The sequence below is a fragment of the Pseudoxanthomonas sacheonensis genome (assembly GCF_010093305.1).
GTDB classification, from domain to species: domain Bacteria; phylum Pseudomonadota; class Gammaproteobacteria; order Xanthomonadales; family Xanthomonadaceae; genus Pseudoxanthomonas_A; species Pseudoxanthomonas_A sacheonensis.
On sequence record NZ_PDWS01000013.1, the window covers coordinates 36,736 to 62,622 of the forward strand.

General features: G+C 65.2%; 24 protein-coding genes. 12 read left to right on the forward strand and 12 right to left on the reverse strand.

What is annotated here, in order from left to right; all coding sequences use genetic code 11:
- Nucleotides 1-3: 3 nt before the first annotated feature.
- Nucleotides 4-1,599, reverse strand: a complete 1,596-nt coding sequence (locus CSC73_RS11945) for a peptide ABC transporter substrate-binding protein (RefSeq protein ID WP_163840654.1) — start codon at nucleotides 1,597-1,599, stop codon at nucleotides 4-6.
- A gap of 81 nt (nucleotides 1,600-1,680) precedes the next feature.
- Here CSC73_RS11945 and CSC73_RS11950 point away from each other — a divergent pair, with 81 nt between their 5' ends.
- The 5 genes from CSC73_RS11950 (at nucleotide 1,681) to fghA (ending at nucleotide 7,133) form a co-directional block, all read left to right on the forward strand.
- The gene (locus CSC73_RS11950; RefSeq protein ID WP_163840655.1) at nucleotides 1,681-3,045 is read left to right on the forward strand and encodes a glutamate--cysteine ligase; all 1,365 of its coding nucleotides are present in this window, start codon (nucleotides 1,681-1,683) and stop codon (nucleotides 3,043-3,045) included.
- Between the two features lie 42 nt (nucleotides 3,046-3,087).
- Nucleotides 3,088-4,425 carry an amidohydrolase family protein gene (locus tag CSC73_RS11955; protein WP_163840656.1) on the forward strand — a complete coding sequence of 446 codons (1,338 nt, stop codon included), beginning with the start codon at nucleotides 3,088-3,090 and terminating at the stop codon, nucleotides 4,423-4,425.
- Between the two features lie 50 nt (nucleotides 4,426-4,475).
- Nucleotides 4,476-5,585 (forward strand): S-(hydroxymethyl)glutathione dehydrogenase/class III alcohol dehydrogenase, encoded by a 1,110-nt coding sequence (locus CSC73_RS11960; RefSeq protein ID WP_163840657.1) that lies wholly within the window; start codon nucleotides 4,476-4,478, stop codon nucleotides 5,583-5,585.
- Nucleotides 5,586-5,660: 75 nt separating this feature from the next.
- Nucleotides 5,661-6,236: an S-(hydroxymethyl)glutathione synthase gene (gene gfa / locus CSC73_RS11965; protein ID WP_163840658.1), complete on the forward strand. Its 576-nt coding sequence runs from the start codon at nucleotides 5,661-5,663 to the stop codon at nucleotides 6,234-6,236.
- Between the two features lie 60 nt (nucleotides 6,237-6,296).
- Complete coding sequence (fghA, locus tag CSC73_RS11970; protein ID WP_163840659.1) at nucleotides 6,297-7,133, forward strand: S-formylglutathione hydrolase; 837 nt, start codon at nucleotides 6,297-6,299, stop codon at nucleotides 7,131-7,133.
- 80 nt (nucleotides 7,134-7,213) lie between these two features.
- On the opposite strand, the gene CSC73_RS11975 is transcribed toward fghA, so the two are convergent.
- The 3 genes from CSC73_RS11975 to CSC73_RS11985 are packed head-to-tail and all read right to left on the reverse strand — an operon-like array spanning nucleotide 7,214 to nucleotide 9,265.
- A complete protein-coding gene (locus CSC73_RS11975) occupies nucleotides 7,214-7,903 on the reverse strand; it encodes a Dph6-related ATP pyrophosphatase (RefSeq protein ID WP_163840660.1) in 690 nt (229 codons plus the stop codon).
- A 15-nt stretch (nucleotides 7,904-7,918) separates the two neighbouring features.
- Nucleotides 7,919-8,263: a hypothetical protein gene (locus tag CSC73_RS11980; RefSeq protein WP_163840661.1), complete on the reverse strand. Its 345-nt coding sequence runs from the start codon at nucleotides 8,261-8,263 to the stop codon at nucleotides 7,919-7,921.
- A gap of 54 nt (nucleotides 8,264-8,317) precedes the next feature.
- Complete coding sequence (locus CSC73_RS11985) at nucleotides 8,318-9,265, reverse strand: DegV family protein (protein WP_163840662.1); 948 nt, start codon at nucleotides 9,263-9,265, stop codon at nucleotides 8,318-8,320.
- 282 nt (nucleotides 9,266-9,547) lie between these two features.
- Here CSC73_RS11985 and CSC73_RS11990 point away from each other — a divergent pair, with 282 nt between their 5' ends.
- The gene (locus tag CSC73_RS11990; protein ID WP_163840663.1) at nucleotides 9,548-11,188 is read left to right on the forward strand and encodes a sensor domain-containing diguanylate cyclase; all 1,641 of its coding nucleotides are present in this window, start codon (nucleotides 9,548-9,550) and stop codon (nucleotides 11,186-11,188) included.
- A gap of 249 nt (nucleotides 11,189-11,437) precedes the next feature.
- Here the strand turns inward: CSC73_RS11990 and CSC73_RS11995 are convergent, their stop codons facing one another.
- A complete protein-coding gene (locus CSC73_RS11995; RefSeq protein WP_163840664.1) occupies nucleotides 11,438-12,700 on the reverse strand; it encodes an amidohydrolase family protein in 1,263 nt (420 codons plus the stop codon).
- Nucleotides 12,701-12,867: 167 nt separating this feature from the next.
- Entirely contained in the window at nucleotides 12,868-14,331 is a 1,464-nt protein-coding gene (locus CSC73_RS12000) for an amidohydrolase (protein WP_163840665.1), read from the reverse strand.
- 142 nt (nucleotides 14,332-14,473) lie between these two features.
- On the opposite strand from CSC73_RS12000, the gene CSC73_RS12005 reads away from it, so the two are divergent.
- Complete coding sequence (locus tag CSC73_RS12005) at nucleotides 14,474-15,250, forward strand: AMP nucleosidase (RefSeq protein ID WP_163840666.1); 777 nt, start codon at nucleotides 14,474-14,476, stop codon at nucleotides 15,248-15,250.
- Between the two features lie 22 nt (nucleotides 15,251-15,272).
- Nucleotides 15,273-15,812: a DUF924 family protein gene (locus CSC73_RS12010; RefSeq protein WP_163840667.1), complete on the forward strand. Its 540-nt coding sequence runs from the start codon at nucleotides 15,273-15,275 to the stop codon at nucleotides 15,810-15,812.
- A 133-nt stretch (nucleotides 15,813-15,945) separates the two neighbouring features.
- Here the strand turns inward: CSC73_RS12010 and grxD are convergent, their stop codons facing one another.
- Complete coding sequence (gene grxD, locus CSC73_RS12015) at nucleotides 15,946-16,875, reverse strand: Grx4 family monothiol glutaredoxin (protein ID WP_163840668.1); 930 nt, start codon at nucleotides 16,873-16,875, stop codon at nucleotides 15,946-15,948.
- Between the two features lie 57 nt (nucleotides 16,876-16,932).
- Between grxD and CSC73_RS12020 the strand changes: the two genes are divergently transcribed.
- Nucleotides 16,933-17,727 carry a polysaccharide deacetylase family protein gene (locus tag CSC73_RS12020; RefSeq protein ID WP_163840669.1) on the forward strand — a complete coding sequence of 265 codons (795 nt, stop codon included), beginning with the start codon at nucleotides 16,933-16,935 and terminating at the stop codon, nucleotides 17,725-17,727.
- 7 nt (nucleotides 17,728-17,734) lie between these two features.
- Here CSC73_RS12020 and CSC73_RS12025 read toward each other — a convergent pair whose 3' ends face one another.
- The 3 genes from CSC73_RS12025 to CSC73_RS12035 all read right to left on the reverse strand — a co-directional run bounded on the left by CSC73_RS12025 (nucleotide 17,735) and on the right by CSC73_RS12035 (nucleotide 20,523).
- Nucleotides 17,735-18,463: a methyltransferase domain-containing protein gene (locus tag CSC73_RS12025; protein ID WP_246197507.1), complete on the reverse strand. Its 729-nt coding sequence runs from the start codon at nucleotides 18,461-18,463 to the stop codon at nucleotides 17,735-17,737.
- Nucleotides 18,460-19,113, reverse strand: coding sequence for an SGNH/GDSL hydrolase family protein (locus CSC73_RS12030; protein ID WP_163840671.1), 654 nt, complete (start codon nucleotides 19,111-19,113; stop codon nucleotides 18,460-18,462). Before CSC73_RS12030 ends, CSC73_RS12025 begins: the two co-directional genes overlap by 4 nt.
- Nucleotides 19,114-19,233: 120 nt before the next feature.
- Nucleotides 19,234-20,523 (reverse strand): pyridoxal phosphate-dependent aminotransferase, encoded by a 1,290-nt coding sequence (locus tag CSC73_RS12035; protein ID WP_163840672.1) that lies wholly within the window; start codon nucleotides 20,521-20,523, stop codon nucleotides 19,234-19,236.
- Nucleotides 20,524-20,705: 182 nt separating this feature from the next.
- Between CSC73_RS12035 and rsgA the strand changes: the two genes are divergently transcribed.
- Nucleotides 20,706-21,803 (forward strand): ribosome small subunit-dependent GTPase A, encoded by a 1,098-nt coding sequence (rsgA, locus tag CSC73_RS12040; protein ID WP_163840673.1) that lies wholly within the window; start codon nucleotides 20,706-20,708, stop codon nucleotides 21,801-21,803.
- 152 nt (nucleotides 21,804-21,955) lie between these two features.
- Here the strand turns inward: rsgA and CSC73_RS12045 are convergent, their stop codons facing one another.
- On the reverse strand, nucleotides 21,956-22,198 hold the full coding sequence (locus CSC73_RS12045; RefSeq protein WP_163840674.1) for a hypothetical protein: 243 nt from the start codon (nucleotides 22,196-22,198) through the stop codon (nucleotides 21,956-21,958).
- Here CSC73_RS12045 and CSC73_RS12050 point away from each other — a divergent pair.
- Nucleotides 22,197-23,444, forward strand: coding sequence for a flavohemoglobin expression-modulating QEGLA motif protein (locus CSC73_RS12050; RefSeq protein WP_163840675.1), 1,248 nt, complete (start codon nucleotides 22,197-22,199; stop codon nucleotides 23,442-23,444). The genes CSC73_RS12045 and CSC73_RS12050 overlap by 2 nt on opposite strands.
- Before the next feature lie 219 nt (nucleotides 23,445-23,663).
- Here the strand turns inward: CSC73_RS12050 and CSC73_RS12055 are convergent, their stop codons facing one another.
- Nucleotides 23,664-24,836 (reverse strand): OprO/OprP family phosphate-selective porin, encoded by a 1,173-nt coding sequence (locus CSC73_RS12055; RefSeq protein WP_163840676.1) that lies wholly within the window; start codon nucleotides 24,834-24,836, stop codon nucleotides 23,664-23,666.
- A 261-nt stretch (nucleotides 24,837-25,097) separates the two neighbouring features.
- On the opposite strand from CSC73_RS12055, the gene CSC73_RS12060 reads away from it, so the two are divergent.
- On the forward strand, nucleotides 25,098-25,742 hold the full coding sequence (locus tag CSC73_RS12060) for a response regulator (RefSeq protein ID WP_163840677.1): 645 nt from the start codon (nucleotides 25,098-25,100) through the stop codon (nucleotides 25,740-25,742).
- Nucleotides 25,743-25,887 lie beyond the last annotated feature (145 nt).

A 25,887-nucleotide genomic window follows, 5' to 3' on the forward strand; every position in this document is an offset into this window, starting at 1 on the left:
TTTTCAATCGCGCCAGCGTAACCAGCGCGAGGCATGGCGGTCGAGCGGATTGGCTTCGAATCCCAGCACTTCCGGTCTGACCAGGTGCTTGGAGGTGTAGAAGTACAGCGGTATCGCCGCCTGATCGTTCAAGAGCTTCTGTTCCGCCGCATGCAGCCATGCGTTGCGCGCGGCTTCGGTCTTGGCAGCATCGGCTTTGGCCAACCGTTGGCGGAAACCCGCATCGTCGTAGCCGGTCCAGTTGAGCGGACCGTCGCTGACGAACGCGGCCAGAAAATTGCGCGCGTCCACCACGTCGCCGACCCAGCCGCCGCGGAACACCTGGGTGATCGCGCGTTGCTTGCGGTTCTGCACGAACACTTTCCATTCCTCGTTGCGCAGCCGCACCTGCACTCCCAATACGTCGCGCCACATCGACGCCACGGCCAGGGCCATGCGCCGGTGGGGCGTGGAGGTGTTGTAGCGCAATTCCAGCACCAGCGGCCGCTCGGCCGAATAGCCGGCGGCGAGATACAGCGACTTGGCGCGCGCTTCCCGTTGCGCCTGGGTGGCGTCGGCCCAGGCCGTACGGGCGCCGGTGTAGCCGGGGATTCCACCCGGCACCAGACCATAAGCCGGTTGCTCGCCCAAGCCGGTGACGTAACGGGTGAGCTTGTCGCGGTCCACCGCCAGCGACAACGCCTCGCGAAGTGAGGGGTCGTTCCTGAAAGGCGGCTTGCCCAGATTCATCCCCAACCAGAAAGCGCCCAGATAAGGAGAGATGCGCAACTGGTCCCCGAATCGTTTCCGCAACACCTCCAACGGTTGCGGCGGCACCGTCTCGGTGAAGTGCAGGTCGCCGGCGGCGAAGCGCTGCAGCTCGGCGGCCGCATCTTCGGTCACTTGGAAGCGCACGCGCTGGATCGATACGTTGGCCGCGTCGTGGAATCGGGGGTTGCGTTCCAGAGTGAGATTGGCCTGCGGCGTCCACGCCAGCAACCGATAAGCGCCGTTGCCGATCAATCGTCCCGGGCGCGTGTGCTGCGCGCCGAATCGCTCCACCGCCGGCAGGTAGACGGGAAACGCGATGGGCAGCGTCAGCAGCGCAGGCAGGGCCGCACTGCGATTGAGGGTGAATACGACCCGGCGCGCATCCGGCGCCGCGACGCCCAAGGCTTCGGGAGCAAGCTTGCCCGCCTGCACGGCCTGCGCGTTGCTCAGGGCGTCGAACAGTTCGGCGAACGGCGCGGCCGTTTCCGGTGCGAAGGCGCGACGGAAGCTGGCCACCACCTGCGGCGCATCCAGCGGTTCGCCGTTCGACCAGCGCAGGCCTTCGCGCAAATGGAAGGTCCAGGTGCGGCCATCGGCCGATACCTCCCAGCGCTCGGCGATACCGGGAATCAATCTGCCCGCGGAATCCTCGGTTACCAGCCCTTCGTAGAGGTCGCGCAGCACGTTGCCGCACGACACTTCCTGGCAACGGTGCGCATCCAGCGTGCTGGGTTCCGGGCCGTTGCCGCGCTCCAGTTGAGCGCGCTCCGGTTGAAGCGGCGGTGGAGCGGCCTGCGCCAAGGCATCGGCGGAACACAGAAGCAGCAGGACGGCAACGATCGGGCGCATCGGCTCAGGATATAGTGCGGGCCTTGCGATGTCAGGGCAGCGACCCAACATTGCCTAGTCTCCGACGCAGAGTATCCGCCCTTGTCCAGTCCCAGCCATGTTGCGGATACGCCCATCACCGACCGCGACCAATTGGCCGCCTACATCGCGTCCGGCGAAAAACCGAAGGCCGACTGGCGCATCGGCACCGAGCACGAGAAATTCGGTTTCCGGCTCGACGACCTGCGTCCGCCGACCTTCGAAGGCGAGCGCGGAATCGAAGCGCTGTTGAAAGGCCTGACCCGTTTCGGCTGGCAGCCCATCGAAGAGCATGGCCGTGTCATCGCCCTGTCGCGCGACGGCGCTTCGGTCACGCTGGAACCGGCCGGCCAGTTGGAATTGTCCGGCGGCATGCTGGAGAACATCCACCAGACCTGCAGCGAAGTCGGCACGCACCTGAAGGAAGTGAAGACGGTCGCCGATGAACTGCAACTGGGTTTCCTGGGCATGGGTTTCCAGCCCAAGTGGACGCGCGACGAGATGCCGTGGATGCCCAAGGGCCGCTACCAGATCATGCGCAACTACATGCCCAAGGTCGGCAAGCTGGGCCTGGACATGATGAAGCGCACCTGCACCGTGCAGGTCAACCTGGATTTCTCCAGCGAAGCGGACATGGTGAAGAAATTCCGCGTCTCGCTCGCCTTGCAGCCCATCGCCACCGCCTTGTTCGCCGACTCGCCGTTCACCGAAGGCAAGCCCAACGGCTACCAGAGCTACCGTTCGCACATCTGGACCGATACCGATCCGGACCGCACCGGCATGCTCGACTTCGTATTCGAAGACGGTTTCGGCTACGAACGCTACGTCGACTACCTGCTCGACGTACCCATGTACTTCAGCTACCGCAACGGCGAATACATCGACTGCTCGGGTCAGAGCTTCCGCGACTTCATGGCCGGCAAACTGCCCGCATTGCCGGGCGCGCTGCCCACCATGACCGATTGGTCCGACCACATGACCACCGCGTTCCCGGAAGTGCGCATGAAGAAGTTCCTGGAGATGCGCGGTGCCGATGGCGGTCCGTGGGGAAGGCTGTGCGCGCTGCCTGCGTTCTGGGTGGGACTGCTCTACGACCAGACCGCACTGGATGCGGCCTGGGACCTGGTCAAGGATTTCAGCCTGGAAGAGCGCAATGCGCTGCGCGATGGCGTGCCGAAGCACGCGCTCAAGCTGCCGTTCCGCGGCGGCAGCGTGCGCGACTTGGCCATGGAGGCATTGAAGATCGCAGTACACGGTTTGCAGCGCCGCGCCGTGCTCAACAGCAAGGGCAGCGACGAATCGGGCTTCCTCGATCCGCTGGTCGAATTCGCCGAAGCCAACGAAACCCCGGCCGAGCGCAAACTGGCCCTCTTCCATGGCGCGTGGAACGGCGATATCGACCACGTGTTCCGAGAGTTCGCATACTGATCCTGCTGCTGTAATCTGGATTCCTTCCATGGGAGTCCAACGATGATGCGATTCACCGGGTTTTGCCTGTCGCTTCTGCTCGTCTTCGTCCCGGCGGCGCCGGCGGTCGAACGCACTGCGCTGGTCGGCGGCACCCTGGTAGACGGCACGCTCAGCGATCCGATCCGCGACAGCGTGATCCTGATCGAGGACGAGCGCATCGTCGCCGTCGGCACGGTGGGCAGCCTGCCGGTTCCGGCCGACGCCAAGGTGATCTCGACCGAAGGCATGACCGTGCTGCCCGGTTTGTGGGACATGCATGTGCACCTGATGCTCAACGGGCATTCCGACTACGCGTATTGGGACAAGACCTATCCGCCGCAATTCGGCAGCGTGATCATGCCGGCCTCGGCCAAGCAGTTGCTGATGGCCGGCGTGACCGGCGCGCGCGATCTGGGCGGACCGCTGGAGGAAAGCATCGCGGTGCGCGATGCGATCAACCAGGGCAAGCTTCCAGGGCCGACGCTTTTCGTATCGGGTCCCTTCATCCAGAAGAAACCCTATCCGGGCACCGAGCAGTTCCGCTGGGGCGTGGATTCTCCCGCCGATGCGCGCGCCAAGGTGCGCAGGCTGGCCGTGGCGGGCGTCGATACGATCAAGCTGATCGACCAGGACCAGATGAGCGAGGCGGAAATCGCCGCCATCGTCGATGAGGCGCACAAGCACGGCCTGCCGGTGGTCGCGCACGCGCACCGCCCCGAAGAGATCCGCCGTGGCCTGAAGGCGGGCGTGGATTGTTTCGAGCACACCGGCCTGGCCGCTGCGCCGGAATATCCGGAGGACGTGATCAAGGCCCTGCGCGAGCGCACCGCCAACATGTCGGCCGGCCCGCTGTTCTGGACGCCGACTATCGAGGGCCTCTACAACTTCCCGTATACGGTCAAGAACCACGAGTTCATCGACGGCGACGCCTGGCACGAAGGGCTGACCCCCGAAATCGTGGCCGATATCCGCAAGTCGCTGGAGCATCCCGAACGCATCGGCTACTTCCAGCAGACCCCGCAGCGCTGGCCCACGCTCAAGCGCAAGTTCCAGCAGCTGCGCGAGAATGGAGCCATGCTGCTGGTGGGCACCGATTCGGGCATTCCGATGAAGTTCCACAGCGGCAGCACCTGGAACGAGCTGGACGTGTGGGTCAACCAGTTGGGTGTGCCGGCCATCGACGCCATCCGCGCCGCCACCTACTGGCCCGCAGTGGCCATGAAGGCCGACAAGGACTACGGCAGCGTCACCGAAGGTAAGTACGCCGACATCATCGCGGTCAAGGGCGACGTGCTGAAGCAGGTCGCCCTGCTGCAGCGCGTGGACATCGTGGTCAAGCACGGCAAGCAGGTAAAATAACCGCTGCCGTCCGCCCCGCGGATACCGGCAAGACTTCGCAGGAGTTGCAGATGAAATCACGTGCCGCCGTCGCCTTCGCCGCAGGCGAACCCTTGCAGATCGTCGAGATCGACGTCGCTCCGCCGCAGAAGGGCGAAGTGCTGGTCAAAATCACCCATACCGGCGTCTGCCATACCGATGCGTTCACTCTGAGCGGCGACGATCCGGAAGGCCTGTTCCCGGCGGTGCTGGGCCATGAAGGCGCGGGCGTGGTGGTCGAAGTTGGCGAAGGCGTCACCAGCGTCGTCCCGGGCGATCACGTGATTCCGTTGTACACGGCCGAATGCCGCGAGTGCGAGTTCTGCAAATCCGGCAAGACCAATCTGTGCGTAGCGGTGCGCGCGACCCAGGGCAAGGGCGTGATGCCCGACGGCACCACGCGCTTCTCCTACAACGGCCAGCCGATCTACCACTACATGGGCTGCTCGACCTTCAGCGAATACACGGTCGTGGCCGAAGTCTCGCTGGCCAAGATCAATCCGCAGGCCAACCACGAACAGGTCTGCCTGCTGGGTTGCGGCGTGACTACCGGGATAGGGGCCGTGCACAACACCGCCAAGGTGCAGCCGGGCGATTCGGTGGCCGTGTTCGGCCTGGGCGGCATCGGCCTGGCGGTGATCCAGGGCGCGCGCCAGGCCAAGGCCGGCCGCATCATCGCCATCGACACCAATCCCGGCAAGTTCGCGATGGCGCAGGAGATGGGCGCCACCGACTGCGTCAATCCGAAGGACCACGACAAGCCGATCCAGCAGGTGATCGTGGAAATGACCGGCTGGGGCGTGGACCATTCGTTCGAGTGCATCGGCAACGTCAACGTGATGCGTGCGGCGCTGGAATGTGCGCACCGCGGCTGGGGCCAGTCGGTGATCATCGGCGTGGCCGGCGCCGGGCAGGAAATCTCCACCCGGCCGTTCCAGCTGGTTACCGGACGCAAGTGGATGGGCACGGCATTCGGCGGCGTGAAGGGCCGCACCCAGTTGCCGGGGATGGTGGAGGACGCGATGCGCGGCGATATCCAGCTGGCGCCCTTCGTCACCCACACTCTGCCGCTGGATGGGATCAACGAAGCCTTCGACCTGATGCACGAAGGCAAGTCGATCCGTACGGTGATCCACTACTGACGTGTTGCTACAGGGGCGTCGCGCGGGCGTTCCGCGCATCCGCTGAATCGGTGGTTTCCGCACCGGAGGGTCACCATGAGCACAGTCAAGATTCATCCATCGGTAGACAACGGCATCAAGGCGGGCGACGAAAATTTCGCAGGCGGCACGCTGGCCTGCCATTGCGCCCAGGACCAGGTCACCGTCAAGGTCGACGCGCAAACCGCCCACAACCACGCCTGCGGCTGCAGCAAATGCTGGAAGCCGCCGGGCGCCATGTTCTCGGTGGTCGCGGTGGTGCCGCGGGACAAGCTGTCCGTCACCGCCAATGCGCACAAGCTGAAGATCGTCGACGACAAGGCCACCATCCAGCGCCATGCCTGCAGCGACTGCGGCGTGCACATGTTCGGCCGTATCGAGAACAAGGAGCATGCGTTCCACGGCCTGGATTTCATCCACACCGAACTGTCGCCGCAAAGCGGCTGGTCGGCGCCGGGTTTCGCCGCGTTCGTGTCGTCGATCATCGAAACCGGGACTCCCCCGGCGCAGATGGCAGCGGTGCGTGCGCGCTTGCGCGAACTGGGTCTGGAGCCGTACGACTGCCTGTCGCCGGCGCTCATGGACGCGATCTCCACCCAAGTAGCAAAATTGCGCGGCGTGCTGGCCGCGTGACCTCGCAGAAGCGGCCATCCGGTTCCTTCCCGACGTCGGGAAGGAACCTCAGGAACACGCATGACACTTGAACGCATCGAACACCGCGCCTGCTTCGGCGGCTGGCAGGACGTCTACCGGCATCGATCCGAAGCGCTGGATTGCGAAATGAATTTCGCGATCTACCTGCCGCCGCAGGCCGCGACGCAGAAGTTGCCGGTGCTGTACTGGCTCTCCGGCCTGACCTGCACCGAACAGAACTTCATCACCAAGGCCGGCGCGCAACGTTACGCCGCCGAGCAAGGCGTGGTCCTGGTCGCGCCGGACACCAGCCCGCGCGGCGAGGAGGTGGCCGATGCCGACGGTTACGACCTGGGCAAGGGCGCCGGCTTCTACGTCAACGCCACTCAGGCGCCTTGGTCGAAGCATTACCGGATGTACGACTACGTGGTGTCGGAATTGCCGGTGCTGGTCGAGGCGAATTTCCCGGTTACCGGCGCGCGCGCCGTCAGCGGTCATTCGATGGGCGGGCACGGCGCGCTGATCGCGGCGCTGAAGAATCCCGGCCGCTACCGCAGCGTGTCGGCGTTCTCGCCGATCGTGGCGCCGTCGCAGGCGCCGTGGGGCGAGAAGGCATTGGCCGCGTATCTGGGAGAAGACCGCGAAGCCTGGAAAGCGTGGGACGCCACGGCACTCGTGGCCGGCGCATCGGAAAGGCTGCCGCTGCTCGTCGACCAAGGCGGGGCCGATGAATTCCTGGCCAACCAGCTCAAACCGGAACTGCTGGAGGCAGCCTGCCAGGCGGTCGGCCATCCGCTGACGCTCCGCCTGCAACCCGGCTACGATCACAGCTACTACTTCATCGAAAGCTTCATTGGCGAGCACATCGCCCACCACGCCGCCGCCCTGAAAGCCTGAAAACCGTAGGAGCGACGTGAGTCGCGAATCGTTCGCTTCGATTTTCTTGGTTTCGCGACTTACGTCGCTCCTACGCCGGTCTATGCCGCCGGGCCTGTTTGCAGCTCGAAATCGGTATAGGCGAATCGCTGGTCGCGCAGGAGGGTTTCGCCACGCGCGATGGAGATCGGGCGCTCGAACATCGGCCCGGCATGCACGCAGGTATGGAATTCGCCGTTCTCGCCGCAGGGGTCCACGTCCGCCGGCAACGCGTCCAGCAACGCCGCGTCGAAATCGCATCCGGAGAAGCCGGCGGATAGTTGCCGGGTATCCACGCAACAGATCGCCGCCTTCAACCCGCCCGCCTGCATCTCCCGCGCCAGCGATGCGGTATCGCTGCCGAACAAGGGCGTCAGCACCCGCCAGCCCAGCGATGCGCACATCGCCACGCGGTAGTCGCGGATGTCCTGCAGGAACAGATCGCCGAAGGCGATGGACAGCGTCCGCGGCCAGCGCTCGCGCGCCGATCGCAGCGCGGAGGCGAACGCCGCTTCGTACACCGCGTTGTCGCACGCCGGCGGAATCATCGCCTCGATCAGCGGCAGTCCGGCGGCCATGGCCTGCGCATGCAATACCTCCCTGCGGATTCCCTGCATGGAGACGCGTTCGTAGCCCGCGGTGACCGTGGTTATCAGCCCCGCCACCGGAACGCCGGACTGACGCAGGCGATGCAAAGTCCAGGCCGCATCCTTGCCGCCGCTCCAGGACAACAACACCGGCTCGACAGTCATGGCGCCGGCATCCGATCAGGCGGCAGAAACGTCGCGCAGTTCCCAGGCGCTCCCGGCAAGCAGGCGCAGGCGGTGTTTGAACACGCTGCCGGGAATCGAGGTGACCACGATCAGATCGATCTGCAGGTCGTGCTGCTCGCCCTTGACCGTCGCCCCGGGATCGGTCGCGCCCAGCGAGGCGTCCACGCCATCGGGATCGGGTTGCGCGTCGCGCCAGCGCTCGAACAGGCCGTCGCTGCGCAACGCTTCCTGCAGTTGCGAGGCGAACGCATCGGCTCCATTGGCGTTGAAGCTGAAGTCCGAATCGTTGCCGCGCGCCTTCTTCGGATCCTTGAGACTGATGTAGTAGCGGGTCGCCATGCGGTCACTCCATTGAAGAGGAACACAGCCTAGCGACGCCGCGTTATCCGTGCGTTAGGAGACGTTGAAGGTATGCGGCTCGGCGGCGAAGCCGACCACCACCGCGCCCTTGCCCACGTTGACCATGCCGGTCAGGCTCATCACGCTTTCGAACACTTCCACGTTGTTGTTGGCGCAGATATCGCGCAAGCGCGTATAGCCGGGCAGCGCGCGCATTTCGGCCAGTTCGCCGCCGTAGCTCAGGCACACGGTCGGCGTCAACAGACCGGAAATCACGCGATTGCCTGCGAACTTGAACATCTGCTCCACCGCATTCTCGAACCCTTTGATCTTGGCCACCGGCTCGGTCTTGCCGGCATGGCCGTGCAGCACCGGCTTGATGTCCAGCGCGCTGCCAAGCGCCACGCTGAGCAGGCCCACGCTGCGGTCGCCCTTGGTCCGCGCACGCGCGCGCAGATAGTAGAGATCGCGCGGGATCATGTAGCCGTGGCTGTTGGCGGCCAGGTATTCCAGCTTGGTGCGCATGTGCTGCACGTTGGCGCCGGCCGCGCGCATGCGCACCGCTTCCACCGCGGTGACGCCCTGGGCGGCGAACAGGGTCTGGGTATCGATCACCCGCAGCGCGAACGGCGAGTTGTGGCCCGCGGCCTGACGCACCGGCTTGTAGTCGTTGAGGATGGCGAAGCTGGCCTGCATCGCGTTCTCGTGGATCGGGCTGCGCGTCTTGGTGATGGTCATGCAATAGACGTGGTCGTAGTCGATCACCAGCCGGTTCAGGAACAGGTCGCGGATCTGGTTGACCGTGAACGGAGTCGTTTCGGCTTCGTGGCCGCGCTCGGCCACATGCGCGTGCAGGAAGCTCAAGGTGGCTTCCTCGTCACGGTGGTCTTCCAGCACCGCATCGCCGATGCGCACGGTGATGGGCAGCAGGACGATGTCGTTCTTTTGAATGAAATCCTGCGGCAAATCGCAGGCGGAATCCACCACTATTCCTATGCGCATGAAGCCCCTCCCGGCATGCATCGCAAATAAGCCCGGCAACGTAGCGCAAATCTGCAACCCGTTGCGCTGAAAAAGTGTGCTGTTATGCACATTATTGCGTTCTGGCGGTCCAGGCGGGGCTGATTTTTCGTGGTTCTTGGGTGCCCGCAATCCTTTCGTGTTGAGTGCCGGGGGCACGTTGGTCCCGAATAAAATGTGATGCATATCACATTTATGTGTGAGTGACGCTTGTTAAGGGCTGTCCTTGAGGTCGACACTGGCGCCAGGCAAGCAAGGGACGAGATGAGCAAGCGCTGGCTGCTGGTGGGGACGTGGTGCCTGGCGATGTTTTCCTTCGCCCATGCCCAGGCGGATGGCATCGTGCGCATCGATTCCCTCGCGCCCGCCGCCGGTTCCGCCGCCGAACAGCACGCGGGCATTTTCGCCGAGCGCGATTTCATCGCCGACCCCGATCAGCCCTCGATCATCGGCAACGGCCGATGGCGATTGCAGCCGGCGGCCGGAATCGATCAGCCGCTGTTGCTCGTCTACCACCCTTACAGCGCGCGGGTCAGCGCGCGGGGTCCAGGCCTGGCCGCACCGGTCACCCAGACCCTGTTCGATCGCGATCTGGATCCGCAGTACTCGCGGCACGCGCTGGTGTTTCCGCTGCTCAGCGACGGCCCGGTGGATATTGCGGTGGAAGGCGCGCGCTATCCCTTGCAGGTGGCCGTGGTTCCGCGCAACCGGCACATCGCCCACGACCTGACCCAGGTGCGCATCCTGCTTCTGTCGGTGGGCGTGCTGGTGGGCGTATCGCTGACCGTGCTGCTGTTCTGGGCGATGCTGCGGGAGCGGGTGTACCTGCTCTACGCCGCGACCATGGCGCTGCAGATGCTGTTCCTGCTGTGCTCGTATGGAGAGGCCTACGCGTTGCCGGGCTTGCGCGCGTTGGCGGTGTTCGGCGCGCCGGGCATCTGGTTCATCGCCACGCTGTCGACCATGGCCGCGGTGTGGATGCTGCAGGACTATGCCGGCCTGCGTTCGCGGGTGCCGCGCCTGAGCCTGGCCATGCGCTGGGCGGGCATCTACATTCCTGTGCTGGTGCTGCTGTTGCTGGTAGCGCCGTGGCCCGCGCGCAAGGAATGGTTTCCGAATGTGGGCAACGCCCTGTTCCTGCTCACCAACGCGCTGGCGATCACCGCTCTGTACAGGGCCTGGCGCAAGGGAGGGCGACATGCGGGCTTCATCCTGATCGCGTGGGTTCCGTTGGTTTTTTTCAGCACTGCGCGTGCGATCCAGCTCAGCATGGGCATTCCGGTCGAACCCTGGCTGCAATACGGCCTGCCGCTGGTGCTGGCCTTCACCGCCGTGGTGCTGGCGCTCGGACTGGCCGACCGCATGCTCACCTTCCGCCGCGAGCGCGATACCGCCCAGCAGCACGCCGAACGCGATTGGCTGACCGGCGTGCTCAACCGCGGCGGTATCGAGCATCGCCTGGATTGGGCGGTGCTCAATACCCGTCGCGAAGGCATGCCGCTATCGCTACTGTTCCTGGACCTGGATAACTTCAAGCAGGTCAACGATTGTTTCGGCCATGCACTGGGCGATGCCTGCCTGCGCGCGGTGGTGCGTCTGGTCAGCGAAGAACTGCAGTACGGAGACCACCTGGGACGCTTGGGCGGAGAAGAATTCGTGCTGGGCCTGCCGGGCGCCGACAGCGCACGCGCCATCGCCATGGCCGAACACCTGCGCCTCAAGATCCAGGCCCAGTGCGAGCAAGTGGAAGGCGTGCCGGCCGCAGTCACGGTGAGCATCGGGGTCACCCAATGCAACGCCACCGATACCGTGGCCACCCTGATCAAACGGGCCGACAAGGCGATGTACATCGCCAAGCATGGTGGGCGCAACCGTGTGGCTACGCTGGAAGCTGCGGCAGTCTGAACTTTTGCCCGTTACCTGTCGGCATGTGATGGCGCCGGAAAAGCATTGCTTCATGCTTTGCCCCCTTTGGAAAAGGGGGCTACGGGGGATTTGCTCTTGATCTTGCTTTGGCGCCAAGAGCAAATCCCCCTCGATCCCCCTTTTGACCAGCCATTCGGCTGTTGAAAAGCACTTCAAAGGGGGAGGCAACAGCGGTGTTGAGCAAGGATCAGACTGGGCAGGTCGCTGATCGAGAGTCGAGTTTGAAGATCAAGGCGAATACGCGCGCGGCAACGCTCCGGCAGCACGCAGGTAACGGTCGCGCAAATCGGTCTGGCGCGAACGCATGGGAATGGCGCGCCCGCCCAGCCACAACTGGCTGGCGACATTGGCCACGTCCAACGGATCGCCGGTCCACAGCACCAGATCGGCCAGCTTGCCCGGCGCGATCGTGCCCAGCTTGTCGTCCACGCCCAGCACCTGCGCCGGCACCCGGGTCAGGCCTGCCAGTCCCGCCTCCCAGGGCAAACCGTTGGCCACCGCATTGCCCGCGTACTGGCGGATCTTGCGTGCGTTGTGCGAGGCGTCGCCGAACTGCGCGAAGCTCACTTGCACTCCGGCCGCCTGCAGGCGTGCGGCGTTCTGCAGGGTCGCTCCGATCTGGTCGAAATCGCCCGGCAGGTCGGCCAGCGCATCGACGAAGACCGGTACGCCCGCACGTGCGATTTCCGGCGCCAGCTTCCAGGCTTCGATGCCGCTGGCGATGGCGATGCGCAGCTTCTCGCGTTGCGCCCAACGCAGCAATTGACGGATATCGGCGGCGCGGTTCACGTTGACCACGATGCGCCCATTGCCTGCCAGGTAGCGCGCAAGCACCGCACGGCCGGCCGGCGTCAACAAGGCATGCGGCGAATCGGCGGGAATGCGTCCGCGCGCTTCTCCGACCATCTGGTCCAGCAGCATCCACTGCGCCGCGCGCGAGCTGCCGCTCTTGCCCAGCACGTCGCTGCCCAGTTTCACGAACAGCACGCGCGGCCCGATCGGATCGGCGCCGCCATCCAGGCGCATCACTCCGCCCTGTCCGGCGATGAAGGAGCCGCCCGTGTTGGCGCCCAACAGGGTGAAGCCCAGACCTTCCACGCGCGCGACGGGAATCAGTACCGACTCGGGGTTGTAGGCCAGGGTCACATCGAACTCGGGCCGCATCGGCTGATCGGTGGCCAGGGTCACCGCGCTGTCCACGGTCTCGGCCTCGCCCGACACTTCCTCGATGCCGATTTCGGTGATGCCGCCGAAGAAGGCGGGCGTCAACGGCTTGCCATCGGCTTCGACCACGCTGACCGAAGCCGGCGCCTGCAGGTTGGAACCGACCGCGCGAATCACGCCGCCCTGCACCAGCACGTCGGCGTTCTGCAGCGTGCCTTGCGCGCTGGCGGTGTGCACGGTGGCGTGGCGGATCAGGACGTCCTGGGCGGAGGCAGTACTTGCGCAAAACAGGGCAAGGAATGAAACCGACAACAACCGAGTCGTCATCCCAGCGAACGCTGGAAGACGCTTTTCAACAGCCGAATGGCTGGTCATCCATCTTGATCTTGCCGTTGCTGTCGCCATTGCCACTGCGTCCGACTCTGCGCGCAAAGTCAAAATGGATCCCAGCGTTCGCTGGGATGACGATGTGGAGGATTCATCCTTCAAAGCGATCATTTCCCACCCCCCATCGCCGCATCCCCGGATCGAGTCCAGGGCACGCTCTGCCCAAGCATGAAATCCGATTCCGGCTGCCGCGCCGGATCGTTGCGGTCGTAGATGCGCGCGCCGTCGATGTAGACCTGCTCGGCATGCGCGTACACGCTGAAGGGGTTCTGGTTCCACACCACCACGTCGGCCATCTTGCCGGGCTCCAAAGTGCCGGTCTTGTCCAGGATGCCCATGGACTTGGCCGGGTTCCGGGTGATCCAGCGGATCGCGCGCTCGGGTGGAATGTCGATGCCCACGCGATGCGCGTTGGCCATCACCTTGGCCGCTTCCTGATTCAATCGCTGGATGCCTTCGTCCGAATCCGAATGCACGATGGCGCAACCGTTGGCCGGCCGGTCGACCAGGGCGATGTTCTCCTGGATGCCGTCGAAGGCTTCCATCTTGAAGCCCCACCAATCGGCCCACAGCGCCCCGCAGACGCCTTCGGCGGCCAGGCGGTCGGCGATCTTGTAGGCCTCCACGCCATGATGGAACGCGGCGACCTTGAAACCGAATTCCTTGGCCAGGTCCAGCATGGTGGCCATCTCGTCGGCGCGATAGCAGTGGATATGCACGCGGATATCGCCTTCGATGGCGCCGGCCAGCGTGTCCAGCTTCAGATCGCGCTTGCCGCCGCTGTCGCCGGCGCTGTCGGTGTCGCCCTTGTTGCCGCTGGCGCGCTGCCACCAGCGCTTCTTCTTGGGCGTCTCGTTCTTTTTCTGGTTCTTCTTCAGATATTCGCTGGCGTCGATGAAGGCGGCGCGATAGCCGGCGATATTGCCCATGCGCGTGGATGGCCCGCCCTTCTGCCCATAGACGCGCTTGGGGTTCTCGCCGCATGCCATTTTCAGGCCCCAGGGCGCGTCGGGGAATTTCATCGCCTGGTAGGTCGTGGCGGGCACGTTCTTCAGGGTCACGCCGCGTCCGCCGACCAGATTGGCCGAACCGGGCAGGATCTGCAGCGAAGTGACGCCGCCGGCCAGCGCGGTCTGGAAACCGGGGTCCTGCGGCCAGACGGAGTGTTCGGCCCAGACGTTGGCGGTGACCGGCGCGGTGGCTTCGTTGCCATCGCTGTGCGCGCTCATGCCAGGGCTGGGGTAAACACCCAGATGGGAGTGCACATCGATGATGCCCGGGGTGACCCAGCGGCCGTTGCCGTCCACCAGCGTCGCATCCGCAGGCGCGGTCAGTCCGCGTCCCACCGAAACCACTTTGCCGTCGGCCAGCAGCACATCGGCATCGTCCAGGCGTTCGCCGGTGCCGGTCAGCACGGTGGCGTGCTGGATCAGCACCGGGCCGGAGGCGATGCTGCGGTAAGTGCTGGGGTAGGGATCCTGGGTGAAGCGGGATTTGGCGGCGACAGTGGCGGCAGCGGCATTTCCGCATGCGGAAACAAGGCCGATCACGGCCAGTAGGGCGAAGCGCATGGTGGGTTCCCGGGGATTCTGGTTGAAGGCCGGCGAATGGAAAGCCGGCAACCGGAACCTAACCGGCGCGGCCCATGCTTGCCAAGTGCTATGGCGCAGGCCCATGCCACAATTGGCGCGACCGAAGAGAAGAGAGCATGCGATGAAAGACAAGAACGAGATCGTCGACAACTGGCTGCCGCGCTACACAGGCGTGCCCCTGGACCAGTTCGGCGAACATATCCTGCTGACCAATTTCGGCGGCTATCTGCACGCGTTCTCGCAGCTGACCGGTGCGCCCGTGGTCGGCTTGGACCGGCCGATGGCCAGCGCCACCTTCGACGGCATCACCATGATCAACTTCGGCATGGGCAGCCCCAACGCGGCCACGATGATGGATCTGCTGTCGGCGATCATGCCCAAGGCGGTGCTGTTCCTGGGCAAGTGCGGTGGGTTGAAGCGCAAGAACCAGCTCGGGGATCTGGTGCTGCCGATCGCGGCGATCCGCGGCGAAGGCACCAGCAACGACTACCTGTTGCCGGAAGTACCGGCGCTGCCCGCCTTCGCCCTGCAGCGCGCGGTCTCCACCATGATCCGCGACCTGGGCCACGACTATTGGACCGGCACCGTCTACACCACCAACCGCCGGGTGTGGGAACACGACGTCGAGTTCAAGGAATACCTGCGCAAGGTGCGCTGCATGGCCATCGACATGGAAACGGCCACCATCTTCGCCGCCGGATTCGCCAACCGCATTCCGTGCGGTGCGCTGCTGCTGGTGAGCGATCAGCCGATGATTCCCGAAGGCGTGAAGACCGAGGCCTCCGACGCGCGGGTCAGCGCGGATTTCGTCGACCGCCACATCACCATCGGCATCGAGGCGTTGAAGCTGATCCGCAGGCATGGGAAGTCGGTGCGGCATCTGCGTTTCGACGAATGAAGCCTGCCCAAGGAGCATCGGCATGACCCAGGCGAGCGAGATCGTCGCGTTCTGGCGCAACGCAGGCTACGAGAAATGGTTCCAGCGCGACGACGCGTTCGACGCGGAGTTCAAGCGGCGCTTCCACGGTGCGCACCTGGCCGCGGCGCGTGGCGAGTATGAGTCATGGCTTGCATCCGCCGAAGGCGCGCTGGCGTTGCTGATCCTGCTGGACCAGTTTCCGCGCAATTGCTTCCGCGGTTGCGCGCATTCCTATGCGACCGATGGCTTGGCGCGAAGCTATGCGCGGCGCGCCGTCGACGTCGGCTTCGACTTGCAGGTGGATTCCGCTTTGCGGATGTTCTTCTACCTGCCGTTCGAGCATTCCGAAACGATGGCCGACCAGGATTACGCGATGGGGCTATTCGGCAAGCTTGGCGACGATGAGCTGATGAAATACGCGGAGCTGCACCGCGACTTGATCGCGCGGTTCGGGCGGTTTCCGCATCGGAACAAGGCGCTGGGGCGGGAATCGACGCCGGAAGAAATCGAGTATCTGGCCAGCGGTGGGTTCAGCGGCTGAGGCGTTGTTCCCTTCTCCCTCAGGGAGAAGGTGGCGCGAAGCGACGGATGAGGGTACGGCGCGAGCGCAGAGATTCGGATACTACGTACCCTCACCCCAACCCCTCTCCCGATGGGAGAGGGGCTTAAGTCGATCAGTACTTGGAAAGCCCAGAATCCATCTCATCCGCCCACGCGTTGGTGCCGCCGGCCACGTTGTAGACGTTGGAGAAACCCAGCGCGCGGAATTCTTCCGCGGCCTGCTGGCTGCGCCCGCCGCTACGGCACAGGAAGGCGATGGCGGTGTCTTTCGGCAGCGCTTCGAGTTCGGCGCGGCCGTTGCCATCGAAGGTCTTGAACGGCAGCTTCACCGCCGCGATCGCGCGCTCTTCGGCAGGACGCACATCCACCAGCAGTACTTCGCCGGCAGCCACGCGCACATCGGCTTCGGCCGGCGAGAGGGTCTGCACCGGCTTGGGCGCGTTCGGATTATCGATGGCCAGGCCTTTGCCGCGGATATCGTCCACCCAGTCGATGGTGATGCCCTCGGCGCGGCGCGCGCTGGCCAGGTCGAACTGGATGCGCACGCCGTTGGATTCGGCGGCGATGGCGTTGGCGTCGAACTGCGCCAGCTGGAAGTTTGGCTGGAACTGCGCATTGATCGAAAGCGCCAGGGCGCCGCCGGGGCCGGCATCGGCGGCCGCGTTGGACAGCATCTCGGCCGCCGCCGGGGTGATGGTGATCTTCGGCGGCGTACGGTCGGGCGCGGCCACGCCGAGCAGCGAGGCCAGTTCGCCCGAGTTGCTCATCTGCTCGATGATGTCGCTGCCGCCGATCAGCTCGCCGTCGATGTACAGCTGCGGGATGGTCGGCCAGTCGCCGTAAGCCTTGATGCCTTCGCGGATGTCCTGGTCGGCCAGCACGTTGACGTGCGCGTAGTCGACGCCCAGCGTGGACAGCGCGCCCACCGCCTTGGCGGAGAACCCGCATTGCGGCATGTTCGGCTGGCCTTTCATGAACAGCACCACACGGTTGGACTGCAGCAGGGATTCGATGCGGGAACGCAGGGCGGGATCGAGGGACATCGGGAAAATACCGGCTTTCGGGATCGTCGATTTTACGCTGCATGGCATGATTGCGGCATGACCACGTCCGAAACACTGAATAGCGCACTGCACTGCGTCCCGCGCCGGCCGCATGCGTGGATATGGCTGGCGCTGGCTCTGCACCTCGGGGCGGCCCTGGTCTGGTGGCGATGGGGATGGGTGTTTGGCCTGGCTTGCCTGTTCGCGACCCATATGCTGTTCCTGTGGGGAACCATGCGTCCGCAATCGCGGCTTTTCGGTCCCGTCCTGAGCCGCCTGCCGACGGAGAAAAAGGTGGTCTGGCTGACGGTGGACGACGGGCCGTCGCACGAGACGCCAGCCTTGCTGGACCTGTTGGATGGCCATGGCGCCAAGGCCACCTTTTTCCTGGTGGCCGACCGCGCCGCGGCACGGCCTGAACTTGCGCGCGAGATCGTGCGGCGCGGCCACGGCATCGGTAACCACAGTCGCTCCCACCCGCAGGCATGGTTCTGGGCGCTGGGACCGCGCCGCATGGCCGCGGAGATAGACCAGGCCCAAGCGACCTTGCACGACATCACCGGACAGGCGCCGCGCTGGTTCCGTGCGGTGGTCGGCATGGCCAATCCGTTCGTGTCGGCGCCGTTGAAGAAGAATGGGTTGGCGCGTGTGGCGTGGAGCGCGCGAGGATTCGACGGCGTCATGGGCCAACCCGACAAGATCGTCGCGCGCATCGTCGGCGATCTACAGCCGGGCGCGATCGTATTGCTGCATGAAGGCGCCGCGCACGGCCACAACCTGGCGATCATCGAAGGCGTGCTGGAGGCGATGCGCGAACGCGGCTACACCGCAATCCTGCCCGAGAATTTGTAGGTCGGGGCTACGTCCCCGACACCGGCAATCCGTCGGGGGCGTAGCCCCGACCTACGGCCACGATCAGCCAGTTGTTGAAGGGCGTGTTGCCGTACAACGGAGAGAAGGTGGTCGACAATCCGGCCGCATCCAGTTGCGCGCGCAGCTTATCGGCATCCGGATAGCACTTCGGCCGGAACTGCATCCAACCGATCAGATTGGCCAAGCGGTCGGTCAAGCGGCTGGTGCGGCCGCGATGGCTGTCGTCGCCCAGTGCGGTGCGGATCACCAGGCGTGCGCCGGGCGTGAGCATGGCGATGGCATCGGCGATCAGCGTGGCCTGTTCGTCGGCGCTGAGGTATTGCAGCACGTCCAGGATCGCGACGCTGCCCGCGTGCGCGGGCGGGCCCAGCGCAAGATCGACCACGTCGAAGGCCACCTCCCGCAATCCATTCCTCTGCGCGACCCTGGCGGCACGGGCGATCTTGGCCGCATCGTTGTCCACGCCGCGATAGGCCATGGACTGGCCGTCAAGACGCAGCGCATGCGCCAGCAGTCCCAGACCGCAGCCCAGATCCAGCACCGGCGCATCGCTGCCCTGCAGCGCCTGCAGCACACCCGGGTACAGCGGGTCGCTGCTGAGCTTGGCGCGCGTGTAGTAGTAATCCCAGCGATTTCCCAGCGGATGCCGCGGCAGGAAGGCGCGCGCGATTCGCGTGGCGGCGGCGCGATCGAAGGGCCGCGTGGAAGCGTTCAAGGCGTGGCCAGCAATTGGCGGGCGACGGGCAGGGCCAGACGCGTCCATTGCGCGTACATCGTCGACGAAGGATGAAGGCCGTCGTCGGCCAGCATTGCCGCTTCGGCGCCACGCTCGCGGCTTGCGGCGGTGATGTCGACGAAGGCGATGCCGCGTTCTCGGCACACCTCGCGCGCGGCAAAGTTGAAGGCGTCTATCTCCGCGCCGATGAGCGTTGCGCCCCGGGCATTGCCGACCGCGAACGGGGTGATTCCCCAATCGGGAATCGAGAGTACCAGCACCCGCTCGCGCCGCCATTGCGCAAAACCTGTCGCACGCTCCAGCAAGCCGGTGAATTGCGCGCGGTACTCGTCCACGGTGCGCCCACGGTACTGGTTGTTGACGCCTATCAGCAGGCTGACCAGGTCGTATTCGGCCAACGGGTGCACCGCATCGATCGCCGCATCCAGTTCGTCGGTGGTCCAGCCGGTCTGCGCGATGATGCGCGGGTCGGCCATCGGCAGGCCGTCGGCGCGCAACGCGTGCGCCAGTTGCACGGGCCAGCGGCCGGATTCCGGCACGCCTTCGCCGATGGTGTAGGAATCGCCGAGCGCGAGGTAGCGCAGCTCGGTGGCGGCGGCTTCGGTCTTGGCGCGGAAAAACTCAGCCATTGTCATCGTCATCCCAGCGAAGGCTGGGATCCATTTTGACTTTGTTTTTGGCGGCCATGCGGACAAGCAACGGCAAAATCAAAATGGATCCCAGCTTTCGCTGGGATGACGACGGAGGAATCACGCCGCTGCAGGCCGCGACTTCACCTTGCTCGCCGTAATCGGCACCACCTTGTTGACCGCTTCCGCACGCCGCGCCAGCACCCGGTCGATGCGCGCGAACACTTCGCGCATCGTCTCGGCTTCCGGCAACAGGGTCACGCGGAAATGGTTGCGGTAGGGCACGTTGAAGCTGGAACCCGGCACCACCAGCACGCCTTCGGTTTCCATCAGCTCCAGGGCGAAATCATGGTCGTCGAAACCCTTGGCCGCGGCGCCGACCACGGCCGGAAACGCGTACAGCGCGCCGGCGGGCGCGACCAGTTCCAGATGCTCGCTGGCCGCGCAGGCTTCGATCACGGCGCGGCGCGTTTCGTACAGGCGTCCGCCCGGTGCGCACAGCGCGGAAATCGTATCGGGGCCGCTGACCGCCGCTTCCACCGCGTATTGCCCCGGCACGTTGGCGCACAGACGCAGCGCGCCCAGCAGGTCCATGGCGTGATGGAAGTTGCCGACCGCTTCGCCGTCGCCCGACAGCACCGCCCAGCCCACGCGCCAGCCGCAGGCGCGGTGCACCTTGCTCAGGCCGCTGAACGTCAGGCAGGGCACGTCGCCGGCCAGCGGCGCGACCGCTTGGAACTTGGCCCCGTCGTACAGCACCTGATCGTAGATCTCATCGACCAGCAACAGCAGCTTGTGCTTGGCCGCCACGGCGACGATGCGTTCCAGCAGCTCGCGCGGATAAGTCGCGCCGGTGGGATTGTTGGGGTTGATCAGCACGATGGCGCGGGTGCGCGAGGACACCAGCGTCTCGATCTCCACCGGGTCGGGCAGGAAGTCGTTCTCCGGGTCGCAGCGGTAATACACCGGGCGGCCGTCGTTGAGGATGGTGGCGGCCGACCACAACGGATAGTCGGGCGAAGGCACCAGCACTTCATCGCCCGGGTTGAGCAGCGCGCGCAACGACAGGTCGATCAGTTCGCTGACGCCGTTGCCCATGAACACGCGGTCCGGATGCGCGTTGGGCGTGCCGCGGCGCAGATAGGCAGCAGCGACGGCTTCGCGCGCGGCCGGCAGGCCCTGCTGGTGGGTGTAGGGATCGGTGTGGTCGATGTCGCCGGTGATCGCGTGCTGCAGATGCTCGGGCGCGCGGAAACCGAAAGCGCCGGGATTGCCGATGTTCAACTTGATCAGCTTGCGGCCCTGGGCTTCCAGGTCGCGGGCTCGCCGGGCCAGTTCGCCGCGAATCTCGTAGCGGACTTCGGACAGTCGCTCGCGGGTCGCGAGAGGTTTGATCGGCGGAGTGGACATCGGGACGGTCTGGCGGCGGGAAGTACCGAATCTTAGCGGAATTGCCGCAAATCGCGGTGAACCAGGCCAAATGTGGGAGCGCCGTCCCGGCGCGAGCTTTTCCTGAGGCCTGCCACGACCTCCGAGCGAAGAGCTCGCGCCGGGACGGCGCTCCCACGCGGGGCAGGCCTACAATGGCGCCCATGCCTGAAAACTTCCCGGATTTCACTGCCCTGCGCCTGATCGGCTGGCCCTATGCCGGTCCGCCTGAGGATCCGGTCTGGGCCCGGGCCTTCGCGGCCCATCCGCGGGCCAAACCGGCGCGGGTCAGCGAGCAGCACCGGTCGGGGTATGTGGTGGCGGACGGGCCGGAAGCGGCGCTCAGGGCCGAATCGCTGCCCGAATGGCAGAAGCCACGGTTCCCTTCCCATGAGCGCGCCGCGGTCGGCGACTGGGTGCTGATGGAAGGCAAGAAGATCGTGGCCCTGCTGCCCCGGCATACCTCGATCAAGCGCGGCGCTGCCGGCGAGCATTACCACCAGCAGGTCATCGCGGCCAATGTGGACACCGTTTTCATCGTTTGTGGACTGGACGACGATTTCAATCCGCGCCGCATCGAACGCTACCTGATGCTGGTCGGCGGAGGGGGGGCCGAGCCGGTGGTGGTGCTGACCAAGGCCGACCAGACCGACTATGCGCCGGACGCGGTCGAGACCCTGGCCGAACTGGCGGCGCAGGACATCACCGTGTGCGCGGTCAACGCCAAGGACCCGGCCAGCGTGGCCTCGCTGCATGGGTGGTTGGGCGCGGGCAAGACGGCGGTGCTGGTGGGTTCGTCGGGCGCGGGCAAGTCGACGTTGACCAACACGTTGCTGGGCATCGACAAGATGAAAACGGCGGCGGTGCGCGAGAACGATTCGCGCGGCCGCCACACCACCACCCACCGCGCGCTGATTCCGTTGCCGTCCGGCGCCTGCCTGATCGACACGCCGGGCATGCGCGAGCTCAAGCCCACCGGCGAGGAGGAATTGTCGGAAAGCGGTTTCGCCGATATCGAGGCGCTGGCCGAGCAGTGCAAGTTCCGCGATTGTTCGCACCAGACCGAGCCGGGATGCGCGGTGCGGGCGGCGATCGAGCGGGGCGATATCGATGAGGAACGTTTCATCAATTACCTGAAGCTGCGTGACGAGGTCGCTGCCGCGGCCGACAAGCTGGCGGCGCGGTTGGCGCAGAAGGCGGAGGCCAAGGTGCAGGGCAAGGCATTGCATAAGCGGTTGGTTGACAAGTACGGGAATCGCTAGAAGCATCGATAAGGCGCGCATCATTGAGAAGGCGCAGATCTTTCAGGAAGAACCCTTCCCCCGCTTGCGGGGGAAGGTGCCGAAGGCGGATGGGGGCGCTCTTGGCGCGGATCCCACTGATCAGAGCAAAAGCGTTTCGCGCGTTGCGCGAGTCACTTTTCTTTGAACGGCAAAGAAAAGTAACCAAAAGAAAGCCGCCCTAACGTCGCGCCCAGCGATGAAGCCGCTGGGTCCGCAAGCGCGGCAGGAATTTTTGGAAGCAGCATCCTGCTGCTCCAAAAACGGCGCACATCCGTGTGCGCCGCCCCTGCGGGGTTTGCCTGCCCCGCTTGCCGCGACTCACGGGGCTTTTCTGGCAACAGCAACAGCAAGATCAGAAGCAAGGCAGCTGACATGACCAACCTGACCCCCGACATCACCCACCACGCCGCGCTCGATGCGCGCATGGTCAAGGCGGTGCGTGGGATCAGGCTGTTGAGTCTGGCGAGTTGGCCGGCGGCGGCGCAGGCGCCTTTCCTGGAAGGCTATGCGCGCGGGCGGCCGGTGCTGCCGCAAATCGACTATCCGAAGCTGGATTTCGCCGAAGCGCGGCGCGAACTCGATCAGATCGCCGTTGCCGCCGATGCTTCGCATCCGCTGGGCGTCTATCTGCGCGAATCGGTGCGGAGCTGGGATATCGCCGCGCAGCTGCTGGAATCGCTGGGGGCGCCTGCGGTCACCGCGCATTCCATCGCGCTGTTCGGACAGCCCAACGAGACCTTGCCCGGCAACGGGCCCACCGCGCGCGAGGCGGCGCGGCATTTCATCGACATCGCCAACGACCTGGATCACGAATTGCTGGCGCCGGAAGAGCAGATTCCGGTATCCGCCACCGCATTGCAGTTGCAATTGCAGGGCGATCTGGACGATTTCTTCGGCAGCCGCGTGATCGCCGTGGAACTGGATCCGGAGCTGATCGCCAAGGCCGCCGCCGGCGCCACCCGCATCCGTTTGCGCCAAGGGGCCGCGTTCAGCGACTACGATCGCCGCCAGTTGCTGCAGCACGAAGCGCTGGTGCATTCGCTGACGGCCTTGAACGGGCGCGAACAGGTTCATCTGCCCAGCCTGGCGCTATCCTCGCCGCGCGTCACCGCCACCCAGGAAGGCCTGGCCACCTTCGCCGAACAGATCACCGGCAGCATCGACATCGAACGCATGAAGCGCATCAGCCTGCGCATCGAAGCGGTGGCGATGGCGCTGGACGGCGCCGATTTCATCCAGGTGTTCCGCTATTTCATCGACGCGGGTCAGAATCCCGCCGAAAGCTTTTCCTCGGCGCAGCGCGTGTTCCGCGGCGTGCCCACCGGCGGCGGCGCGGCGTTCACCAAGGACACGGTGTACCTGCGCGGCCTGGTGGGCGTGCACACTTTTTTCCGCCGTTCCTTGCAGCAGGACCGGCTGCGCCTGTGCCGCCGCCTGTTCGCCGGCAAGATGACCCTCGACGATGTGAAGGCCTTCGAGCCATTGTTCGAAAGCGGCATGCTGGCGCCGCCGCGCTGGCTGCCGCATTGGGTCAGCCGCGCCAACGGACTGGCGGGCGTACTGGCGTTCTCGCTGTTCGCCAATCGCATCCGCCTGGATCAGATATCGGAAACGGAGTAAGGGACTGAGAAGCTGTTCACGATCCCTTGGAATAGCCCCTAGCACCAAAAAAGCGCGCCTGGGTTGCAGGCCGTGGGAGGTGTAGGGGGACGTAGGAGGCGTAGGAGCGACGTAAGTCGCGAAGGGTTGCGCTGAATATTCGCGACTTACGTCGCTCCTACGCCTCCTACGCTCCTACGACTGGACAAGTTCCGAGTGTTCGGCTGTTCGTTTCTTCGGTCAAAAATCGATTTGCACGCGGCCCACTAGGGCGCGGGTGCGGTCGAGAGTGAGGTCCCGCAGGCGGTCGCGGTTGCGGCTGTCTATCCAGTTCAGCATCAGCCGCAGGTGCGGTCGCGGGTACCAGTTCACGCCGGCGGTCAGCGAACTCACCTGCACGTCGCGCAGCAGCGGTTCGCCGTCGGGCCGCTGACGGCCGGAAAGAGTGTCGTAGCGCAGCGCCAGTTCCCAGGCGCCGGCGCGGCCCTGCGGATTGATGCGGCCGAAGCGGCCGGCCTTGGCGTCGTAGGGGCGTACTTCGCCGGTCAGCATCCAGGCGACCTGCGCATAACCGGTGGAAAGCCGCGCTTCCTGTTCGCCATCGTCGAAACGCGCGCCGCCGGCTTCGCCCTGGAACGTCCAGGGGCCCTTCACTGCGGCCAGTTCAAGCGAATATTTGTCCACCCGCGTATCGCGGCCCTGGCTGAAATCGGCCAGCGTCACCCGGCTGTTGTCGGAAAAAATCCCGGCCGGTCGCGGGCGGATGCGCAGCGCGGAAGCGCCGTCGGCGCCAGGATGGTCGTAGTCCTCATGCGCCAGCGACAGGCCCAGGTGCAGCACTTTTCCCTCCTCCCGCCATGGCGCGTAAGTACCGCGTGCGGCGACGGCCAGGCCTTCGGTCTGCCAGACGTCGATGCTTTCCAGGCTGTAGATGCTGCCGCCCACGGTGTAGCCGTCGCGCGCCGTCAGCCAGGCCGCGCCCAGCCGGTAGGTAGGAGCCAGGGTCTGGCCCAGATAGCTGCGCTCGATGAAGGTCATGTGGTTGGAGCTGATGCGGTCGTCCAGGCTGAAGTACTGCTTGAACTGGCCGACGGTCAGGGTGCCGGGCGCGAATTTCCTGCTGACGTACACGTCCTTGGCCAGTACTTCGTCGCCGGAGAAATCCGCTTCCAGTTTGTAGTTCAGTCCGTAGAACTTTCCGGACAGGTCCAGCCAGAGCGCACGCAGATCCGAATCGTTGGCGTTGGGCGCGCCGCGGGTATCGTTGTCGAAGTCGGCGGTGTCCCAGTGCAGGCGGCCGCCGAGCTTGCCGGTGACGTTGTCTTCCGTCTCCGCGTCGGCGGCTTGTGCGTTGGTGGCGCAGGCGAGCAGCAGCAAGGAGACCGGGAGCAGGTGAGTGCGTGGCGATGTCATCGGGAACTATCCGGCGGTGTTGGATGGTCCGCACGATGGCAGCGGCAGCGCCCTGCACCAATAACGCATTGGTATTAGGGTTTTCCTTCTCCCGCCGGGAGAAGGTGGCGCGTAGCGACGGATGAGGGAATGACAATGACTTGCCATCCAGCTTTCATTACAAACTGACAATCCATTCCCTCATCCGCCCTTCGGGCACCTTCTCCCGACGGGAGAAGGGAAGCAGCCTCTTGGCTCCGTCGTTCATGCGAGACTTACCCCATGACCGCCAACAAGATCCTGGTAGCCGACGACCACCCGCTGTTCCGCGCGGCGGTGCTGCATGCGTTGCAGGGGGCGGTGGAGGGTCTTTCGACAGTGGAGGCTTCCAGCGCCTCCACCCTGACCGCGCTGCTGGCCGAGCATCCCGATCTGCAGCTGGTGCTGCTGGACCTGACCATGCCCGGCGCGCGCGGATTCTCCTCGCTGGTCTATCTGCGCGGCGAGCGGCCGGAGCTTCCGGTAATCGTGATTTCATCCAACGACCATCCGCCGGTGATCCGCCGCGCGCAGCAGTTCGGCGCCGCCGGTTTCATTCCCAAATCCTCGCCGGTGGAAACCATCCGCACCGCGGTGCGCACGGTGCTCGAAGGCGGCACCTGGTTTCCGCCGATCACCGCGGAAAGATCGGAGTCCGATGCGCGCCTGGCGGCCAGGCTGGCGCAGCTGACGCCGCAACAGTTCCGCGTGCTGCTGTGCATCGCCGACGGCTTGTTGAACAAGCAGATCGCCTACGACCTGGGCCTGGCGGAAAACACGGTGAAAGTGCACGTGACCGCGATCCTCAAGAAGCTGGAATGCAACAGCCGCACGCAGGCGGCGGTGCTGGTGAAGGCGCTGGAACAGGAAGGCGGGATCGATCCGTGATCTTCGCGTAGGTCGGCCCCGTATCGAGTACGGGGCAGGCTCTACGTGGCCGACGCACGGGGTATCTGTGTAGACCGCATCGTCGGGGGCGTAGCCCCGACCTACGAGGCCCACGCGTGGGAATCGTGCATGGCGTGGTGTCGGG

Coding starts and splice junctions, on each gene's coding strand:
- CSC73_RS11975 (WP_163840660.1), bottom strand. CDS start 7,903: ATGACTGTCGAGCCGGTGTTGTTGTCCTGGAGCGGCGGCAAGGATGCG.
- fghA (WP_163840659.1), top strand. CDS start 6,297: ATGACACTTGAACGCATCGAACACCGCGCCTGCTTCGGCGGCTGGCAG.
- CSC73_RS12005 (WP_163840666.1), top strand. CDS start 14,474: ATGAAAGACAAGAACGAGATCGTCGACAACTGGCTGCCGCGCTACACA.
- CSC73_RS11960 (WP_163840657.1), top strand. CDS start 4,476: ATGAAATCACGTGCCGCCGTCGCCTTCGCCGCAGGCGAACCCTTGCAG.
- CSC73_RS12035 (WP_163840672.1), bottom strand. CDS start 20,523: ATGTCCACTCCGCCGATCAAACCTCTCGCGACCCGCGAGCGACTGTCC.
- CSC73_RS11995 (WP_163840664.1), bottom strand. CDS start 12,700: ATGACGACTCGGTTGTTGTCGGTTTCATTCCTTGCCCTGTTTTGCGCA.
- CSC73_RS12045 (WP_163840674.1), bottom strand. CDS start 22,198: ATGTCAGCTGCCTTGCTTCTGATCTTGCTGTTGCTGTTGCCAGAAAAG.
- rsgA (WP_163840673.1), top strand. CDS start 20,706: ATGCCTGAAAACTTCCCGGATTTCACTGCCCTGCGCCTGATCGGCTGG.
- CSC73_RS12050 (WP_163840675.1), top strand. CDS start 22,197: ATGACCAACCTGACCCCCGACATCACCCACCACGCCGCGCTCGATGCG.
- CSC73_RS12030 (WP_163840671.1), bottom strand. CDS start 19,113: ATGGCTGAGTTTTTCCGCGCCAAGACCGAAGCCGCCGCCACCGAGCTG.
- CSC73_RS12020 (WP_163840669.1), top strand. CDS start 16,933: ATGACCACGTCCGAAACACTGAATAGCGCACTGCACTGCGTCCCGCGC.
- CSC73_RS11955 (WP_163840656.1), top strand. CDS start 3,088: ATGATGCGATTCACCGGGTTTTGCCTGTCGCTTCTGCTCGTCTTCGTC.
- CSC73_RS12055 (WP_163840676.1), bottom strand. CDS start 24,836: ATGACATCGCCACGCACTCACCTGCTCCCGGTCTCCTTGCTGCTGCTC.
- CSC73_RS12010 (WP_163840667.1), top strand. CDS start 15,273: ATGACCCAGGCGAGCGAGATCGTCGCGTTCTGGCGCAACGCAGGCTAC.
- CSC73_RS11945 (WP_163840654.1), bottom strand. CDS start 1,599: ATGCGCCCGATCGTTGCCGTCCTGCTGCTTCTGTGTTCCGCCGATGCC.
- grxD (WP_163840668.1), bottom strand. CDS start 16,875: ATGTCCCTCGATCCCGCCCTGCGTTCCCGCATCGAATCCCTGCTGCAG.
- CSC73_RS11990 (WP_163840663.1), top strand. CDS start 9,548: ATGAGCAAGCGCTGGCTGCTGGTGGGGACGTGGTGCCTGGCGATGTTT.
- CSC73_RS11980 (WP_163840661.1), bottom strand. CDS start 8,263: ATGGCGACCCGCTACTACATCAGTCTCAAGGATCCGAAGAAGGCGCGC.
- CSC73_RS11985 (WP_163840662.1), bottom strand. CDS start 9,265: ATGCGCATAGGAATAGTGGTGGATTCCGCCTGCGATTTGCCGCAGGAT.
- CSC73_RS12060 (WP_163840677.1), top strand. CDS start 25,098: ATGACCGCCAACAAGATCCTGGTAGCCGACGACCACCCGCTGTTCCGC.
- gfa (WP_163840658.1), top strand. CDS start 5,661: ATGAGCACAGTCAAGATTCATCCATCGGTAGACAACGGCATCAAGGCG.
- CSC73_RS12000 (WP_163840665.1), bottom strand. CDS start 14,331: ATGCGCTTCGCCCTACTGGCCGTGATCGGCCTTGTTTCCGCATGCGGA.